The sequence below is a fragment of the Paraburkholderia ginsengiterrae genome (assembly GCF_001645125.1).
Taxonomy (GTDB): Bacteria; Pseudomonadota; Gammaproteobacteria; order Burkholderiales; family Burkholderiaceae; genus Paraburkholderia; species Paraburkholderia ginsengiterrae.
Window position 1 is genome coordinate 1 of sequence record NZ_LXKA01000354.1, and the last position, 16,591, is coordinate 16,591.

13 protein-coding genes are annotated in these 16,591 nt (G+C 63.2%); 7 read left to right on the top strand and 6 right to left on the bottom strand.

Features of this window, described 5'->3' with window-relative positions:
* From A6V37_RS31975 to A6V37_RS31985, 3 genes are all read right to left on the bottom strand, one after another.
* Nucleotides 1-1,037 (bottom strand): DUF1501 domain-containing protein (locus A6V37_RS31975; protein WP_064286722.1); only part of this gene is annotated, 1,037 nt, incomplete at its 3' end.
* A 94-nt stretch (nucleotides 1,038-1,131) separates the two neighbouring features.
* Nucleotides 1,132-2,766, bottom strand: coding sequence for a DUF1800 domain-containing protein (locus A6V37_RS31980; protein WP_082902698.1), 1,635 nt, complete (start codon nucleotides 2,764-2,766; stop codon nucleotides 1,132-1,134).
* A gap of 195 nt (nucleotides 2,767-2,961) precedes the next feature.
* Nucleotides 2,962-3,282, bottom strand: a complete 321-nt coding sequence (locus A6V37_RS31985) for a hypothetical protein (protein WP_064267803.1) — start codon at nucleotides 3,280-3,282, stop codon at nucleotides 2,962-2,964.
* 228 nt (nucleotides 3,283-3,510) lie between these two features.
* Between A6V37_RS31985 and ompR the strand changes: the two genes are divergently transcribed.
* The 3 genes from ompR (at nucleotide 3,511) to A6V37_RS32000 (ending at nucleotide 6,481) form a co-directional block, all read left to right on the top strand.
* Entirely contained in the window at nucleotides 3,511-4,245 is a 735-nt protein-coding gene (gene ompR, locus A6V37_RS31990; protein WP_006048917.1) for an osmolarity response regulator transcription factor OmpR, read from the top strand.
* Nucleotides 4,246-4,399: 154 nt separating this feature from the next.
* Nucleotides 4,400-5,749, top strand: coding sequence for an ATP-binding protein (locus A6V37_RS31995; protein WP_064286723.1), 1,350 nt, complete (start codon nucleotides 4,400-4,402; stop codon nucleotides 5,747-5,749).
* 183 nt (nucleotides 5,750-5,932) lie between these two features.
* Nucleotides 5,933-6,481 (top strand): peroxiredoxin, encoded by a 549-nt coding sequence (locus tag A6V37_RS32000; protein WP_064267801.1) that lies wholly within the window; start codon nucleotides 5,933-5,935, stop codon nucleotides 6,479-6,481.
* Nucleotides 6,482-6,584: 103 nt separating this feature from the next.
* On the opposite strand, the gene ispF is transcribed toward A6V37_RS32000, so the two are convergent.
* Complete coding sequence (ispF, locus tag A6V37_RS32005; RefSeq protein WP_064267800.1) at nucleotides 6,585-7,064, bottom strand: 2-C-methyl-D-erythritol 2,4-cyclodiphosphate synthase; 480 nt, start codon at nucleotides 7,062-7,064, stop codon at nucleotides 6,585-6,587.
* Nucleotides 7,065-7,110: 46 nt separating this feature from the next.
* On the bottom strand, nucleotides 7,111-7,824 hold the full coding sequence (gene ispD / locus A6V37_RS32010) for a 2-C-methyl-D-erythritol 4-phosphate cytidylyltransferase (protein ID WP_064267799.1): 714 nt from the start codon (nucleotides 7,822-7,824) through the stop codon (nucleotides 7,111-7,113).
* 121 nt (nucleotides 7,825-7,945) lie between these two features.
* On the opposite strand from ispD, the gene mfd reads away from it, so the two are divergent.
* The 4 genes from mfd to mscL all read left to right on the top strand — a co-directional run bounded on the left by mfd (nucleotide 7,946) and on the right by mscL (nucleotide 14,457).
* Nucleotides 7,946-11,428: a transcription-repair coupling factor gene (gene mfd / locus A6V37_RS32015; protein WP_064286724.1), complete on the top strand. Its 3,483-nt coding sequence runs from the start codon at nucleotides 7,946-7,948 to the stop codon at nucleotides 11,426-11,428.
* A gap of 143 nt (nucleotides 11,429-11,571) precedes the next feature.
* Entirely contained in the window at nucleotides 11,572-12,831 is a 1,260-nt protein-coding gene (argE, locus tag A6V37_RS32020) for an acetylornithine deacetylase (RefSeq protein ID WP_064267797.1), read from the top strand.
* Between the two features lie 54 nt (nucleotides 12,832-12,885).
* Nucleotides 12,886-13,920 carry a threonine/serine dehydratase family protein gene (locus tag A6V37_RS32025; protein ID WP_064286725.1) on the top strand — a complete coding sequence of 345 codons (1,035 nt, stop codon included), beginning with the start codon at nucleotides 12,886-12,888 and terminating at the stop codon, nucleotides 13,918-13,920.
* Between the two features lie 90 nt (nucleotides 13,921-14,010).
* Complete coding sequence (mscL, locus tag A6V37_RS32030; protein ID WP_064267795.1) at nucleotides 14,011-14,457, top strand: large conductance mechanosensitive channel protein MscL; 447 nt, start codon at nucleotides 14,011-14,013, stop codon at nucleotides 14,455-14,457.
* Nucleotides 14,458-14,574: 117 nt separating this feature from the next.
* Here mscL and A6V37_RS32035 read toward each other — a convergent pair whose 3' ends face one another.
* Nucleotides 14,575-16,548: a hybrid sensor histidine kinase/response regulator gene (locus A6V37_RS32035; protein WP_064267794.1), complete on the bottom strand. Its 1,974-nt coding sequence runs from the start codon at nucleotides 16,546-16,548 to the stop codon at nucleotides 14,575-14,577.
* Nucleotides 16,549-16,591 lie beyond the last annotated feature (43 nt).

The following is a 16,591-nucleotide window of genomic DNA, read 5'->3' on the forward strand; positions in this document are numbered from 1 at the left end:
CGCCCACCCATCACGAAATGCGGCGCGACGGTGCCGTGATCGGTGCCGTTGCTCTGATTTTCCCGCGGACGCCGTCCGAACTCCGCGTACGTCATCACCAGCGTCGTGTCCCAGCGGCCCAGTTCGACGAGCGCCGACTTCATCGCGGCGAACCCTTCCGCGAGTTGCTTGAGCAACGCGCCCTGCTGGCCCGGCTGATTCTGATGCGTATCGAAACCGTTCAGCGTCAGCCGGATCACCGCGACACCCTGCCCGCGCTTCGGCTGGCCTTGCGGCGCGTCGCCGGCGGCGAGAACCTGCATCGCCGTCTTGATCGAACTGCCGAACGCGCCGCCAGGAAACGCCGTCTTCAACTGCATCTGAGCTTGCGTGGGACGCAGACGGTCGGCCGCTTTCACAATGTCGTTCTCGACGTCGAGAATATGCGCCAGTTCGGGATTGCGTTCGTGCAGCGACACCGGCGTGACAAGACGCGATGCCTTGACGAACTGCGCCGGGTTGACCAGCGCGATCGCACGCGCGCCGTTCGCGAGCGGTCCAATCTCGGCGCTGCCGATCACCACGCCGTCGGCGGCAAAGCCTGCGGGCACCGGCGTCTGCGCAAAGGCGCGCGTGAGCCATCCTTCGCGCAGATACTGGTCGGAGCGCGACGCCGTGTCCCAGATCTCGATCGAGCGGAAATGCGAGAGGTTTGGCTGCGCGTAGCTCACGCCCTGCACGATCGCCAGTTGCTGGTCATGCCACATCGGCATGAGCGCTTGCAAAGAAGGATGCAACGCACTCTGCTCGTCGAGTTGAATCACCTGCTCGCGTTTGATGCCGATGTTCTTGCGCAGCTGGTAATAGGTGGGATCGGCATACGGAATCACAGTATTCAAACCGTCGTTGCCGCCCTTGAGTTCGACGAGGATCAGCAGGTTGTCGTAGCCGTGTGCGGGCATCCCGCCTGGCGCCGGGAGCTGCGCACCGAAGGCTCGAGGCAGCCAGAGCGTCGCGCTCGCGGCTGCGCCCATCGAAAGAAAGCTGCGTCGTTTCATCCTGCACCTCGTTCGCTTGTCACCGCGTGGGTCACGTCCCAGCCCTGGGACACGCTTGTTTGAATTGTCGGCCGCCCGAGCCCATTTCAATTATTTACTTCAACTGGTAAGCCGGGTCCATCAACAATGCTTGAAGATAGGCGCTCGCGGTCGAACCGGTGTCGATCGCGTCCACCGGCGTGAGCGGCAACACCGCGTGCTGCAGCTGCAACTCAGCCGACAAGCCCGGCTTCGCCGTCGGCGCGGTGTTGTAATGCGCGAGCCAGGTGTCGACGTCAAAGCGTACGCCACCTTTGCCGCCTTGCGCGACGTGCGCCATGGCCGATTGCATCGGCGGAGTCACCTGCATACCGGGCATGGCGCCGCTTGCCGCAAGCTTCGCGCTCGCCGGATTGCTCGTGCGCCTCGGACCGGCTGCCTCGGTCGCGCGAAACAGCTGCTCGAGGAATTGCTTGCGCGCCAGCAGCGTGGAACTGTTGATCCATGTCGTCCCGCCCGGCCATCCTTTGACGTTCGGCGGATAGAACAGGTTCTCGCCGAGCGTGCGGACTTCCGCGGCAAACGGCGCAGTGTTGTCGTAGCCGATATCGAATTCGCGCAGCGTGCCGACCACGAAGTCCACCGGCGACTTGACGAGGACGCCGCGATTGGCGTCGTCCCAGAATGCGTCGGCGAGAAACAGGCCGCGCAGCGCGACCTTGATGTCGTAGTGGCTCGCGCGGAACTGCGCGGCGATCGGTGCGACGCGCGACGGGTCCGGCGTATCCGAGACGAATTCGCGCCACAGCTTGGTGGTGATGAAGGTGGCCGTTTCCGGCCGCGCGAGCAGGATGTCGAGCACCTGATCGCCGTCGAACGGGCCCGTTTCGCCAAGTACGGTCTTCACGCCGTCGTCGTGCTGGTTGGCGCGCCAGACATAGGACTGCGTGTCAGGATCGAGACTCCATCCCGTGTACGCACGCGCCGCCTCCGATACATCGCGCTGGGTGTAATGCCCTTCACCGAGCGTGAACAGCTCCATCACTTCCCGGGCGAAATTCTCGTTGGGCTTGCCCTTGCGATTGCTCGCGCCATCGAGGTACTGCAGCATCGCGGGATCTTTCGCGACGTCGTGCAGCAGCTCGCCGAAGTTGCCAAGTGCGTCCCGGCGCAACAGCATGTTTTGCAGCGCCATCTGCTGCGGATACGGCACCTTGTCCTGGCCCGACGTGAAGTGGTTATGCCAGAACAGCGTCATGCGTTCGGTGAGCGGCGACGGCGTGTTCAACATCTCGCGCACCCACCAGGTGCGTAATATTTCGTAACGCTGACCACGTTGCCGTTGCTCGTCACGACGCTGTTCGTCGCTCCAGGCCTTGCGAGTGTCGCGCGTCGGGATCGGTTCGAGCACCCAGTCGGGCAAGGGCGTGACGGCTTCGGTCCGGGCGGCGGCGAGCACGCGGTCGACGGCCTGCTCGCGCGTGAGGCCGACGTATTGCGCCAGTTCGGCGCTGTCCGGCGCAAAGCCGACGCGCGTGAGGAAGAAGCGCGCATCGTCGGCATCGAGGATGGTCTGTTCACTTTCCGACGCCGCGCTCGCGGCAGCCACCGGCGCACGGTGCCTCGCCGGCTGGGCATGAGAGGCGGCCGGTTGCTCGGCCGCGGCCGGCGAAGCGCATATCGCCGCTGCCAGCGCGGTTGCCGACACAACGACCCAACTACCGCGATTACCACGTGTGAGCAATTTCATCGTCTGTCATCCGGCTTGGCAGGACGTCATGGAAAAGGCATTCGCCCAGGGAGCGCGCGCATGCGGCACGTCGCTTTGACGGCTCAACGGCAGACTGGACGGGAAAGTTGACGGGGGAAGTGCAACGAATTTTTTCACGCGGCACCGCTGAGTGGGGCCCGTGAAGTGACGTGCCGGCGGCGGGCACGAAAAAAGCTACCGTTTATAGAGCTCGCGGACGGCGTCTTCAATATGCTGACGCAGCAGCCGCCTTTCGTCGGGCGTCATGTGTCCGTCGCGGCGGCGTTGATCGAGATCGGGAGGAACCGCGGTGCGCAGCATCACATCGGATGCAGGGCGGTCGGTAGTCGGGTTGTGCCGGTTGATTTTGCCCGGCTTGGGCACGCGTTCACTCGCAGCTCTGTCGGCCGAAGGCTGGGCATGGGCGGGCGTTGGTCCCAGTGAGCCTGCAAGCGTGCCGGCTAGCGCCAGGGCAAATACGCTTAGGCGCACATTCGGCCAAACCCCTCCCTTCATGTTGTTCCCTTCGTGGCGCGGCAACCGGCTACCTCAAATGCGTATACAGACCCCGGTAGCAAGCCGGGTGCGAGAGTTTTAGTCAGTGAAGTATCCACCGAACAGCCGCATTCAGTAAAGGAGTCTAAACGCCCATGCTTTACGTCATGCCACAGTGCGGGTAAATTTTGTAACTGACTGTAACCCGATAAATGATGCAAACGCGCACCCCTTTCTAATCGCGCTAAGATGCCGACCATGGAAACCAAAAACCCTTCGAAAATCCTCGTCGTCGACGACGATCCTCGCTTGCGCGACCTGCTGCGCCGTTACCTCGGCGAACAGGGCTTCAACGTCTACGTCGCCGAGAACGCGCCGTCCATGAACAAGCTCTGGGTGCGTGAGCGCTTCGACCTGCTGGTGCTCGACCTGATGCTGCCCGGTGAAGACGGCCTGTCGATCTGCCGCCGCCTGCGCGGCAGCAACGACCGCACGCCGATCATCATGCTGACGGCCAAGGGTGAGGACGTGGATCGTATTGTCGGCCTTGAAATGGGCGCCGACGACTATCTGCCCAAACCATTCAACCCGCGTGAACTGGTCGCGCGGATTCACGCCGTGCTGCGCCGCCAGTCGCCTTCGGAGTTGCCGGGCGCGCCGTCCGAAACCACCGAGGTATTCGAGTTCGGCGAGTTTGCATTGAATCTCGCCACCCGCACGCTCACCAAGGCCGGCCAGGAAATTCCGCTCACCACGGGCGAGTTCTCCGTGCTGAAGGTGTTCGCGCGTCATCCGCGCCAGCCGCTGTCGCGTGAAAAGCTCATGGAACTCGCACGCGGCCGCGAGTATGAAGTTTTCGACCGCAGTCTCGACGTGCAGATTTCGCGTCTGCGCAAGCTGATCGAGCCCGATCCGGGCAGCCCGCGCTTCATTCAGACCGTGTGGGGGCTGGGTTACGTGTTCATCCCCGACGGTGCAGCCTGAGTTTGTTCTCACCTCAAGTGCCGACCGGAGTTGGGGCAATCGCACTTACTCCGGTCCCATGCAACTTGTTGCGGCCGACCGGAGTGGGCGCCAAGCGCTTACTCCGCTTCCATGCAAGCCAGTTGCCTGCTTTGAATTCAGATAAGAAGGGCCCATGCGGATCGACCGGCGCCTCCTGACGCTCGCGTTCGGCGGCCTTTTCTGGCGTACTTTTCTGCTGATCGCGCTGCTGATCGCAGTCAGTCTCGCCGCCTGGTTCCAGAGCTTCCGGGTGATCGAACGCGAGCCGCGCGCGCAGCGCGTGGCGTTGCAGCTCGTCGCCATCGTCAAGCTCACACGCACCGCTCTCCTCTATTCCGATCCCGACCTGCGACGCGCGCTGCTGCAGGATCTGGAAAGCAATGAAGGGGTGCGCGTGTACCCGCGCGAAACGACCGACAAGTACAAGCTGCAGCCCGACGAGTCGCTGAACCGGCTGATCGAACACGACATTCGCGGCCGTCTCGGCGACGACACGGTCATTGCGCAGAGCGTGAACGACATCCCCGGCGTCTGGATCAGTTTCAAGATCGACGACGACGATTACTGGGTCGCGCTCGACCGCGATCAGCTCGACAACGCCACCGGTCTGCAGTGGGCCGGCTGGGGTGTGTTCGCGCTGGCGCTGTCGCTATTCGGCGCGGCCTTCATCACGAGTCTGGTGAACCGTCCGTTTGCGCGGCTCGCCATGGCCGCGCGCAAGGTCGGCGCGGGCCAGTCGCCTGAGCCGCTGCCCGAACGCGGCATGGGCGTGGCCGCCGAAACCAATCGCAGTTTCAACCAGATGGTGCAGGACCTCGAGCAGCTCGAGGCCGACCGCGCGCTGATGCTCGCGGGCATCTCGCACGACCTGCGCACGCCGCTCGCACGGCTGCGGCTCGAAACCGAAATGAGCCCGTCCGACCAGAGCACCAAAGACGCGATGGTCGACGATATCGAGCAGATGGACATGATCATCGGCCGGTTCCTCGATTACGCACGCCCAGTGCAGCGCGTGCCGGAACCCGTCGACCTTTCCGTGATCGCGGGAGAACTGGCCGCGCGCATGCAGGGCGAGGACACCATGCGCCTGATCACCCGGCTCGCGCCATCGGCGGTGATCGAGGCCGACGAGACCGACATGCGGCGCGTGGTGGGCAATCTGCTGGAAAACGCCCGCAAATACGGCCTGAGCGACGACGACGGCATTCCGCATGTGATTCTGGAGACGCGGGTATCGCACTCGCGCGTCGAACTATCCGTAGTCGATGAAGGGCCCGGTATTCCAGAAGACCAACTGGCGCTTGTCACACGGCCGTTCTACCGTGTGAACTCGGCGCGCACCCAGGCGAACGGCACAGGCCTCGGCATGGCCATCGTGCAGCGCCTTGTGGGCCGCTATCGCGGCGCGCTGCGCCTGCGTAACCGCTCCCCGGGACCGGGCCTCGAAGTCACCATCGAGTTTCCGCTCGCCAAAGGCGCCTGAGCCCAGCGGGCACCGCCCGCTGCGGCCGTCGGCCACGCTGAATAATCGCAGCCTCAATCATTAGCCACAAACTATTGGTTTAACAGTTCAATAGAACTATAGTGAATCACGTATAACGTGTTCGTTACGACGGGCTGGCCACCTCAGACATGCTGTTTTTTCAACATCCGAAGGAGCACTCGCATGAGAACCGTTGGCGATAAAGTCGAAGCGTTCACCGTCACTGCTGCCAAGCCGGGCTTCAACAATCATGAAGAAAACGGTGTCTCGGCGTTCGAAGAGATCACGGAGCATTCGTTCCCGGGCAAATGGAAAATCATTTATTTCTATCCGAAGGATTTTTCACTAGTGTGCCCGACCGAAATCGTCGAGTTCGGCAGGCTGGTCAAGGAATTCGAAGAGCGCGACGCAGTGCTGATGGGCGGCAGCGTCGACAATGAGTTCGTGAAGCTGGCGTGGCGCCGCGAGAACAAGGACCTGAACAGGCTGAACCACTATGCGTTCGGCGATGTGAAAGGCGAGTTGATCGATCAGCTCGGCGTGCGCGACAAGGAAGCCGGCGTGGCGCTGCGGGCGACCTTCATTATCGATCCGGACAACATCATCCAGCACGTTTCGGTGAATAACCTGAATGTTGGCCGCAATCCGGAAGAAGTGCTGCGTATTCTGGACGGCTTGCAAACGGATGAACTTTGCCCTAGCAACCGTGCCATTGGCGGCTCGACGATCTAAGGCGTGCCGTCAAAAGCCCGCTAAGCTTGAAAGAGCAGCGGGCTTTTTTATCGACAACATGAAAGGGGGTCTCGATGGAATCCAAGAAATTAAAAAACTACCCTCACCCTTTGATCAACATCACGACAGCCTGAGCCTCGATCCCCTCGCCTCGCCCGAGATAACCCAGCTTCTCATTAGTCTTGGCTTTAACATTGACGCGCTCGACCGGCAGATTCAAATCCGCGGCGATATTAGCCCGCATCCCCTCGATATGCGGCGCCAGCTTAGGCGCCTGCGCCACGACGCTGCAGTCGACATTGGCAATGGAGAATCCCGCCGCGCCCACGCGAGCAAAACACTCCCGCAGCAAAACCCGGCTATCCGCCCCGGCAAATTTCGCATCAGTATCCGAGAAATGCCGCCCAATATCCCCCATCGCGGCAGCGCCGAACAACGCATCGGTAATCGCATGCAACAACACATCCGCATCCGAATGGCCGAGCAAACCACGCTCATAAGGAATCGTCACACCACCGATAATCAACGGCCGTCCCGGCACCAGCGCGTGCACGTCATATCCTTGCCCAATTCTGAAATCCATTTGCGTCAAACCCTCAAGTCCGCTCACCAATAATTGAAATCGTCGCTCAGGAAGCCGCCGGCCGGCACAGAATCGCCTCGGCCAGATCGAAGTCTTCCGGATACGTCACCTTGAAGTTGCGCAAGCTGCCCTGCACCAGCTTCGGCGCATGACCCAGCCACTCGATTGCGCTGGCCTCGTCGGTCAGGTCGTGACCGTCGGCCTGGGCGCGCAGAATCGCCTCGCGCAACATGCCGATGCGGAACATCTGCGGCGTCTGTGCCTGCCACAGGCCGTCGCGCGGCTCGGTGCGGGCAATCCGGCCGTCGGTCGACTTCGCGTCGATCCGTTTGAGCGTGTCCGCCACGGGCAACGCCATGATGCCGCCCACCGCGTCGTCCTTCAGCGCGCCGATCAGCGTGCGGATCAGCGCGGGAGTGATGCCAGGCCGGGCCGCGTCGTGCACCAGCACCCAGTCGTCGTCGTGCGCGCCGAATTCAGCGAGCGCGTGCAGGCCGTTGAGCACCGAGGCCTGGCGCGATGGCCCGCCGCAGCGGCGCACGGCAAAACGCAGCCCGCCGAAGCGGCGCGCGTCGTAATGCTGGTCGTCCGGAGCGATCACCAGCAGCGTCTGGGCAAACTCGCTGCAGGCGTCGAAGGCCGCCAGCGAGTAATGCAGCATGTCGCGGCCGGCGACAGTGCGATATTGTTTGGGCATCACGGCGCCGGAACGGCTGCCGGTGCCAGCGCACGGAATCAGGGCAAATAGACGGGAAGTCACGAGTGCGGATGCCGCGAAGTCAAAGTAAAAGACGGATTTTATAATAGGTCCTTCGCATCCACGCCCCGACACGCGTAAACTTGCCGATCACGTGTGAGCCTGAGGTCGCCTTTTCTCTTCTATGCCAGACATCGCCGCATCATCGCAGTACGCCCCGCCCGTCGCGCTCGTCAAAGCCGGCCAGCGTTTCGCCTTCGACGGCACGCACGGCTCGTCCGACGCGCTGCTCATCGCCCGCTACCATCTCGCCTACCGCGAGTCGGTGCCGCTGCTGGCGGTGGTCTGCGAAAACGCCGTCGATGCACAGCGTCTGTCGCAGGAAATCGCCTTTTTCGCGCCCGACGCGCGCGTGCGCCTGCTGCCCGATTGGGAAACGCTCCCTTACGACACCTTTTCGCCGCACCAGGATCTGGTCTCGGAGCGGCTCGCCACGCTGCACGATCTCGGCGAAGGCCGCTGCGACATCCTGCTGGTGCCCGCCACCACGGCGCTCTACCGCATGCCGCCCGCCTCGTTCCTCGCGGCCTACACGTTCTCCTTCTCGCAAGGCGAGCGGCTCGACGAAGCCAAACTCAAGGCGCAGCTGACGCTGGCCGGCTACGAGCATGTGAGCCAGGTGGTGCGGCCGGGCGAATACTGCGTGCGCGGCTCGCTGCTGGACCTGTTTCCGATGGGTTCGCCCTTGCCCTACCGGATCGACCTGTTCGACGACCAGGTCGACTCGATCCGCGCGTTCGACCCGGACACGCAGCGCAGTCTCTATCCGGTCAAGGACGTGCGCCTGCTGCCGGGCCGCGAATTCCCCTTCGATGAAGCCGCGCGCACCGCTTTCCGCAGCCGCTGGCGCGAGACCTTCGAGGGCGACCCGAGCCGCGCGTCGATCTATAAAGACATCGGCAACGGCGTGCCGTCCGCGGGCATCGAATACTATCTGCCGCTTTTCTTCGACGACACGGCCACGCTGTTCCACTATCTGCCCGAGGGCGCGCAACTGGCGCTGGTCGGCGATCTGGAGGCCGCGATCCGGCGTTTCAGCAACGACACGAAGCAGCGCTACAACTTCCTGTCGCACGACCGCGACCGGCCGATCCTCGAGCCGCAGCGCCTGTTCCTGTCCGACCTGGACTTCTTCACGCTCGCCAAGCCGTTCGCCCGCCTCTCGCTGCCCGTCAACGCGGGCGGCGGCTGGTCGACGCCGCTGCCCAATCTCGCGATCGACCGCCATGCCGACGATCCGGTCGCGGCCTTGCGCGCGTATCTGGAGACCACGCCCAATCGCGTGCTGTTCGCCGCCGAATCGGCCGGCCGGCGCGAGACGCTGTTGCAGCTGCTGGCCGAGAATCATCTGAAACCGGCATCGAGCGACAGCTTCCAGGACTGGCTCACGGGCGACGCGCGTTTTTCATTGGGTGTCGCGCCGCTCGCCAACGGCTTTGCCGTCCCGGTGGACGGCATCGCGATCATCAGCGAGACGGAGCTTTACGGGCCGCTTGCGCGCCGCACGGGGCGCCGCCGCCAGGAACAGGCGAGCAACGTCGATTCGATGGTGCGCGATCTGTCCGAGCTCAAGGTCGCCGATCCGGTGGTGCATTCGCAGCACGGGATCGGCCGCTATATGGGTCTGGTCACGATGGACCTCGGCGAAGGCGAGACCGAGTTCCTGCACCTCGAATACGCAGGCGACAGCAAGCTCTATGTGCCGGTCGCGCAATTGCACGTGATCTCGCGCTATAGCGGCGCCGATCCGGAAAGCGCGCCGCTGCATTCGCTCGGCTCGGGTCAGTGGGAAAAGGCCAAACGCAAGGCCGCGCAGCAGATTCGCGACACCGCTGCCGAATTGCTGAATCTCTACGCACGCCGCGCCGCGCGCTCGGGCCACGCGTTCCCGCTCGAACCGAAGGACTACGTGAAGTTCGCCGAGAGCTTCGGCTTCGAGGAAACGCCGGACCAGGCCGCCGCGATAGCGGCCGTGATCGGCGACATGACGAGCGGCAAGCCGATGGACCGCCTCGTGTGCGGCGACGTCGGCTTCGGCAAGACGGAAGTCGCGTTGCGCGCGGCGTTCATCGCGGTCATGGGCGGCAAGCAGGTTGCGCTGCTCTCGCCCACCACGCTGCTCGCCGAACAGCATACGCAAACCTTCACCGACCGCTTCTCCGACTGGCCGGTGCGGATTGCCGAGCTGTCGCGCTTCAAGTCGACCAAGGAAGTCAACGCGTCGATCCAGCAGATCAACGAAGGCAGCGTCGATATCGTGATCGGCACGCACAAGCTGCTCTCGTCGGATGTGCAGTTCAAGCGGCTGGGCCTCGTGATCATCGACGAGGAACACCGTTTCGGCGTGCGCCAGAAAGAGGCGCTGAAGGCGCTGCGCGCCGAAGTGGACGTGCTCACCCTCACCGCCACGCCCATTCCGCGTACGCTCGGCATGGCGCTCGAAGGCCTGCGAGACTTCTCCGTGATCGCCACCGCGCCGCAAAAGCGCCTCGCGATCAAGACCTTCGTGCGCCGCGAGGAAGACAGCGTGATCCGCGAAGCCATGCTGCGCGAGTTGAAGCGCGGCGGCCAGGTCTACTTCCTGCACAACGAAGTGGAGACGATCGAGAACCGCCGGCAGATGCTCGAAGCGCTGGTGCCCGAAGCGCGAATCGCCGTCGCGCACGGACAGATGCACGAGCGCGAACTCGAACGCGTGATGCGGGACTTCGTCGCGCAACGCGCCAACGTGCTGCTGTGCACGACGATTATTGAAACCGGCATCGACGTGCCGAGCGCGAACACGATCCTGATTCATCGCTCTGACAAATTCGGGCTCGCGCAGTTGCACCAGCTGCGCGGCCGGGTCGGCCGCTCGCATCACCAGGCCTATTCGTATCTGCTGGTGCACGATCCGCAAGGACTCACCAAGCAGGCGCAGCGCCGGCTCGAGGCGATCCAGCAGATGGAGGAACTCGGTTCCGGCTTCTATCTGGCCATGCACGATCTGGAAATCCGCGGCACGGGCGAAGTGCTTGGCGACAAGCAATCGGGCGAGATCCAGGAAATCGGCTTCCAGCTCTATACGGACATGCTGAACGACGCCGTGAGGGCGCTCAAGGAAGGCAAGGAGCCGGACCTGACCGCGCCGCGCGCCGCGACCACCGAGATCAATCTGCACGCGCCGGCGATTCTGCCCGCGGACTATTGCGGCGACGTTCAGGAACGCCTGTCGCTCTACAAGCGTCTGGCTAATTGCGAGCACAACGATTCCATCGACGGCATTCAGGAGGAGCTCATCGACCGCTTCGGCAAGCTGCCGCCGCAAGCCCATGCGCTCGTGGAGACGCATCGTCTGCGGCTCGCAGCGAAGCCTTTGGGCATTTCGAAGATCGATGCGGGCGAGGCGGTGATCGGCTTGCAGTTCATCCCCAATCCGCCGGTCGACGCGATGCGGATCATCGAGATGGTGCAGAAACACAAGCACATCAAGCTCGCGGGCCAGGACAAGCTGCGTATCGAAACGCGCAGCCCCGATCTCGCGGTGCGGGTCGCCACGGTCAAGGAAACCTTGCGCGCCCTCGGTTCACCCAGCCGCGGCACGGCGGCCGGCGCCGCGATGCGATAAAACGCGCCGCGGCAGAAACGCTTGAAAAAACGGCCTACGTCTGGCGTTTTTTCGCTAATGCTGCGGTGCGAAACGACGCACCGCAGCAAACGGGTGAATGTTTTTTGGGTATGATCGAAAGACTTACATGCCGGAGTCTTGTTATGTCTCACGCCGCTGAATCGGCGCAGGCCACGTCACAGTCCGCCCAATCGCCCGCCTCTGCTTCAACCGCCTCCTCGGCTGCTTCGGCCCCCGCCTCGCTTCCCTGGGTCACCCGTCTGGTGTCGATGGACACGGTCAGCCGCAATCCGAATCTTGGCCTGATCGAAACCGTGCGCGACGAACTGCGCGCCGCCGGTATCGAAGCCACGCTCACGCACGACCCGAGCGGCAAATGGGCCAACCTGTTTGCGACGATTCCCGCCCACGACGGCGAGACGAACGGCGGCGTCGTGCTGTCGGGCCACACGGACGTCGTGCCGGTAGACGGCCAGCAATGGGACAGCGATCCGTTCAAGCCGGAGATTCGCGGCGACAAGCTGTACGGCCGCGGCACCTGCGACATGAAGGGCTTTATCGGCGCGGCGCTCACGCTCGTGCCGGACATGCAGCGCGCGAAGCTTGCCAAGCCGATTCACCTGGCGTTGTCATTCGACGAGGAAGTGGGTTGCGCGGGCGCCCCGCTGATGATTACCGATCTGATGAAACGCGGCGTGAAGCCCGACGGCTGCATTGTCGGCGAGCCGACCAGCATGCGTCCGATCGTGGCGCACAAAGGCATCAACGCATACCAGTGCTGCGTGCGCGGCCAGGCGGCGCATTCGTCGCTGACGCCGAAGGGCTTGAACGCGATCGAGTACGCCGCGCGCCTGATCTGCTACATCCGCGACATGGCCGATCAGTTCCGCGCGCAAGGCCCGTTCGACGAACTGTACGACGTGCCCTTCACCACCGCGCAAACCAGCACGATCGTCGGCGGCAATGCGATCAATACCGTGCCGGCCGAGTGCAAGTTCCAGTTCGAATTCCGCAATCTGCCCACGCTCGACCCCGAGCCGATTTTCGCGCGCATCGACCAATACGCACGCGAAACGCTGCTGCCGATAATGCTGCGTGAGCACCCTTCGGCGGCGATCGAAATCACGAAAATCGCCGCGGCGCCTGGGCTCGATTCGTCTGAACAAGCGGCGATCACGCAACTCGTGCGCGCCCTCACGGCCGATCAGGACAAGCGCAAGGTCGCCTACGGCACGGAAGCCGGGCTCTTCTCGCTGGCGGGCATTCCGAGCATCGTGTGCGGCCCTGGCGATATCCAGCAGGCGCACAAAGCCAACGAATTCGTCGCACTGGAACAGTTGGTGGCATGCGAGCATTTCCTGCAGAAATTCATTCGCAGCATGTCGGTCGCAGACGCGCACTGAAACCGGCCCGCGAAAAAAGAGTCTTATACCTATCGACCTTTGCCCGCATACGCCATGTCAACCGCCACGCCGCAGCACACTGACCACACGATCGACGGCGAGCCGATTCCCACGCTCGACGACATCGCCACGCAGCACTTCGCGCTGACGCCGTGGGTCACGCGAACGCCGGTGTTCGACCGGCTCGATTTTTCATCGCTGCAGGGCACTGTGGTGAACTTCAAGTTCGAACTGCTGCAGGCGGGCGGCAGTTTCAAGGCGCGTGGCGCGTTCACCAACCTGCTCGCGCTGGATGAAGCACAGCGCAGCGCCGGCGTCACCTGCGTGTCGGGCGGCAATCACGCGGTGGCCATCGCGTATGCGGCCATGCGCCTCGGCATCGGCGCCAAGGTCGTGCTGTTTCGCGCGGCCAACCCGGCACGCGTCGCGCTGTGCCGCCAATATCGCGCCGAGATCGTCTTCGCGGAAGACATTGCGGAAGCGTTCGAACTCGTGCGCCGGATCGAGGCCGAAGAGGGACGCTATTTCGTGCATCCGTTCAACGGCTATCGCACGGTGCTGGGCTCGGCCACGCTCGGCTACGAGTGGGTGACGCAAACACCTGACCTCGAGGCGGTGGTCGTGCCGATCGGGGGTGGCGGACTGGCCGCCGGTGTCGCGACCGCCATGCGGCTCGCGAATCCGCGCGTACATGTGTACGGTGTGGAACCTGAAGGCGCGGACGTGATGGGCAAGAGTTTCGCCGCCAATCACACCGTCAAGATGGGCAAGATGCACGGCATTGCCGATTCGCTCATGTCGCCGCACACCGAGGAATACAGCTACGAGCTATGCCGCCGCCATATCGACCAGCTCGTCACGGTGTCCGACGACCAGTTGCGCGCGGCCATGCTGATTCTCTTCGAACAACTGAAGCTCGCCGTCGAGCCGGCGTCCGCCGCGGCCACCGCCGCACTGCTCGGCCCGCTGCGCGAACAGTTGCAAGGCAAGCGCGTGGGTGTCCTGCTGTGCGGCACCAATACCGACCCGGTCAGTTTTGCCGCGCATATCGAGCGCGCACGCCAGAGCGAGTCGCAGTTTCCTCAATAGATAAACCATTCCTTTTTGATTCCGCCAAAACACTAGTCTATCTTTCTGAGGTTGGTATGATTCGGCAATCGACAATCAGGAGGATTCTCTATGAGCATGGTTAAGGAATTTAAAGAATTTGCTCTCAAGGGCAACGTCATGGATCTGGCGGTCGGTGTGATTATCGGCGGCGCATTCTCCACCATCGTCAATTCAATTGTTAAAGACCTGATCATGCCGGTTGTCGGCGTCGCCACTGGCGGCCTCGATTTCTCCAATAAATTTATTCGTCTCGGCGACATTCCGGCCAGCTTCAAAGGCAGCCCCGAATCGTATAAAGATTTGCAGACGGCAGGCGTCGCGGTATTCGGTTATGGCTCGTTCATCACCGTGCTGATCAACTTCATCATCCTCGCGTTCATCATTTTCCTGATGGTCAAGTTCATCAACAATCTGCGCAAGCCGGCTGAAGCCGCACCGGCCGAGCCGCCGGCCACGCCGGAAGACGTGCTGCTGCTGCGCGAGATCCGCGATTCGCTGAAGAACGCGCCACGCTAAGTTTTTCCGGTACGTTTCCGGTTCCAGCAAAAAAGCCTGTTGCGATTACCTCGCAACAGGCTTTTCTTCATTGCGCCCGCGCCATGCGCCGAGGCAGATGCCTCCACTCTCGCGCGCTTAAGCGTCCTTTTGTGCCTTCTTGCTGACGGCGCCTTCGATCATCGTTTCGAGTTGCCCGAAGTTCACGGGTTTGGTCAGATGCGAAGTGAACCCGGCGCTCAGGCAGCGGCGCACGTCTTCGTCGGTGCCGAAGCCACTCAATGCGACCGCGGGGACATCCGAATGCTCGCGGAACGCCTTGATGAAATCGAGGCCCGTGCCATCGGGCAGGCCGACGTCGCTGACCACCAGATCGAAGGTCTGCGACTGGGTGGCGGCGAGCGCATCATCCACCCTGCCCGCGGTCGTGACTTCATGCCCGAGGCTGCGAATCAGTTGCGCCATCACCTCGGCCGTATCTTCGTGGTCCTCGATCAGCAGGATATTCAGCAGACCGCCGGAGCGCACCTCGTCCGGCACGGCGACGGGCGAGATTTCCGCCGGCGGCGCGGCCGTCGGCAACGTGATCGTGAACGTCGCGCCACAGTGCGCGCCGGGGCTTTGCGCGATCACCGTGCCGCCATGCACGTCGGTCAGCGCCTTCGTGATCGCGAGACCCAGGCCCAGGCCGCCGAATTGCCGCGTCATGTTCTGGTTGCCCTGCTCGAACGCGTTAAATAGCTTGCCGATCTGTTCCGGCTCGATGCCGATACCCGTGTCTTCGACCGAAATCTGCACGTGCATGCGTTCGTCGCGCGTGCGCACATAAATATGGCCGCCGTCCGGCGTAAACTTGGCGGCATTGCGGATCAGGTTCCACAGCATCTGTTGCAGCCGCGCGCGGTCGGCCAGCACGTAGTGATGCAGGGCGTCCTTGTGAACGTGCACGTCCTGCTGCTTGACCTGAATCTCGCTGCGAAAGAGGTCGAGCACGCTGTCTATCACGTCATGCACGTCGACGGTTTCCAGCGACAGGCGCAGCTTGCCGTTCGCCACACGCGTGAGATCGAGCAGGTCGTCGATCAAGCGTGCCTCGAGTTCGATGTTGCGGCGAATCATGCGCACACTCGAGCGCACCTGATCGGGCAGATCGGGGATCATCTCCAGCACGCTGGCGCCGGCCAGCACCGGCGTGAGAGGGGTACGCAATTCGTGCGACAGCATCGCCAGAAAGCGGTCCTTGGCACGGTTGGCTTCCTCCGCGGCCTGCCGCGCGGTCTGCTCCGACGCGAGCAGCCGTTCGCGCTCCTCGCTCGCCTCGCGTTGCGAATGGATGTCCGTATAGCTGCCGAACCACTTGCTGACGTTGCCTTCGGCGTCGCGCATCGGCACGACGCGGGCGTCGAACCAGCGGTATTCGCCGTCGTGGCGCCGGATCCGCAGCTCATGCCGGTAGTCGCCCGCGTTGCCCGTCACCGCTTTGAGCCAGCTACGGCGAATCTCTTCGCGATCGTCCGGATGCACGGCGCCGAGCCACGCGAGACCGTATGAACTGCTTTCGGCGAGCCCTGTGTAGTCGTACCACTGCTTGGAAAGAAAATCGCAATCGCCCGCGGCATTGCAGGTCAGCACGAGGTGCGGCAACGCTTCGGACAACGTGCGGTAGTGCTGCTCGCGATCGCGCAGCAGCAAGGCTTCGTCCGACGCCCGTTGCAAACGCACCTGTGTCAGCACCCGCTCGACGGCTTCCGGAAGGTAATCGAGGTAATCGCCGGATTTCGGCACCACGTCGGACACGCCCGCGCGCAGTGCTTCGATCACGCGTGATTCGTCGGTGAACCCGGTCACGAGGATGGCCGGAATGCGCACGCCTTCCGAGCGCAAATGGCGGAAGAAGTCGAGCCCCGTCTCCGGACCGCTCAGCTGGTAGTCGAGCACCAGCAGATCGGGGCCGCCGGCGGCGAGCTTGTCGCGGGCCGCTTCGACGCCTGGGCAGATCGCGACCCGGCAGCCGGCGCGCTCGAGCGACTTGCGTGCGAGCCGCAGGATGCCCTCGTCATCATCGACGACAAGCACATACGCGGCGGGCTGCGTGGACACGTCTTCGGTCATGCGGAGTCTTCTCAGGCTAAGTCAACGAGTGCTCTATCTTGTC

Excerpts from the sequence above, each read along its gene's own strand:
- ispF (WP_064267800.1), bottom strand. The coding sequence starts at position 7,064 with ATGGATTTCAGAATTGGGCAAGGATATGACGTGCACGCGCTGGTGCCG.
- A6V37_RS31985 (WP_064267803.1), bottom strand. The coding sequence starts at position 3,282 with ATGAAGGGAGGGGTTTGGCCGAATGTGCGCCTAAGCGTATTTGCCCTG.
- A6V37_RS31995 (WP_064286723.1), top strand. The coding sequence starts at position 4,400 with ATGCGGATCGACCGGCGCCTCCTGACGCTCGCGTTCGGCGGCCTTTTC.
- mfd (WP_064286724.1), top strand. The coding sequence starts at position 7,946 with ATGCCAGACATCGCCGCATCATCGCAGTACGCCCCGCCCGTCGCGCTC.
- A6V37_RS31980 (WP_082902698.1), bottom strand. The coding sequence starts at position 2,766 with ATGAAATTGCTCACACGTGGTAATCGCGGTAGTTGGGTCGTTGTGTCG.
- A6V37_RS32000 (WP_064267801.1), top strand. The coding sequence starts at position 5,933 with ATGAGAACCGTTGGCGATAAAGTCGAAGCGTTCACCGTCACTGCTGCC.
- ompR (WP_006048917.1), top strand. The coding sequence starts at position 3,511 with ATGCCGACCATGGAAACCAAAAACCCTTCGAAAATCCTCGTCGTCGAC.
- argE (WP_064267797.1), top strand. The coding sequence starts at position 11,572 with ATGTCTCACGCCGCTGAATCGGCGCAGGCCACGTCACAGTCCGCCCAA.
- A6V37_RS32035 (WP_064267794.1), bottom strand. The coding sequence starts at position 16,548 with ATGACCGAAGACGTGTCCACGCAGCCCGCCGCGTATGTGCTTGTCGTC.
- mscL (WP_064267795.1), top strand. The coding sequence starts at position 14,011 with ATGAGCATGGTTAAGGAATTTAAAGAATTTGCTCTCAAGGGCAACGTC.
- A6V37_RS32025 (WP_064286725.1), top strand. The coding sequence starts at position 12,886 with ATGTCAACCGCCACGCCGCAGCACACTGACCACACGATCGACGGCGAG.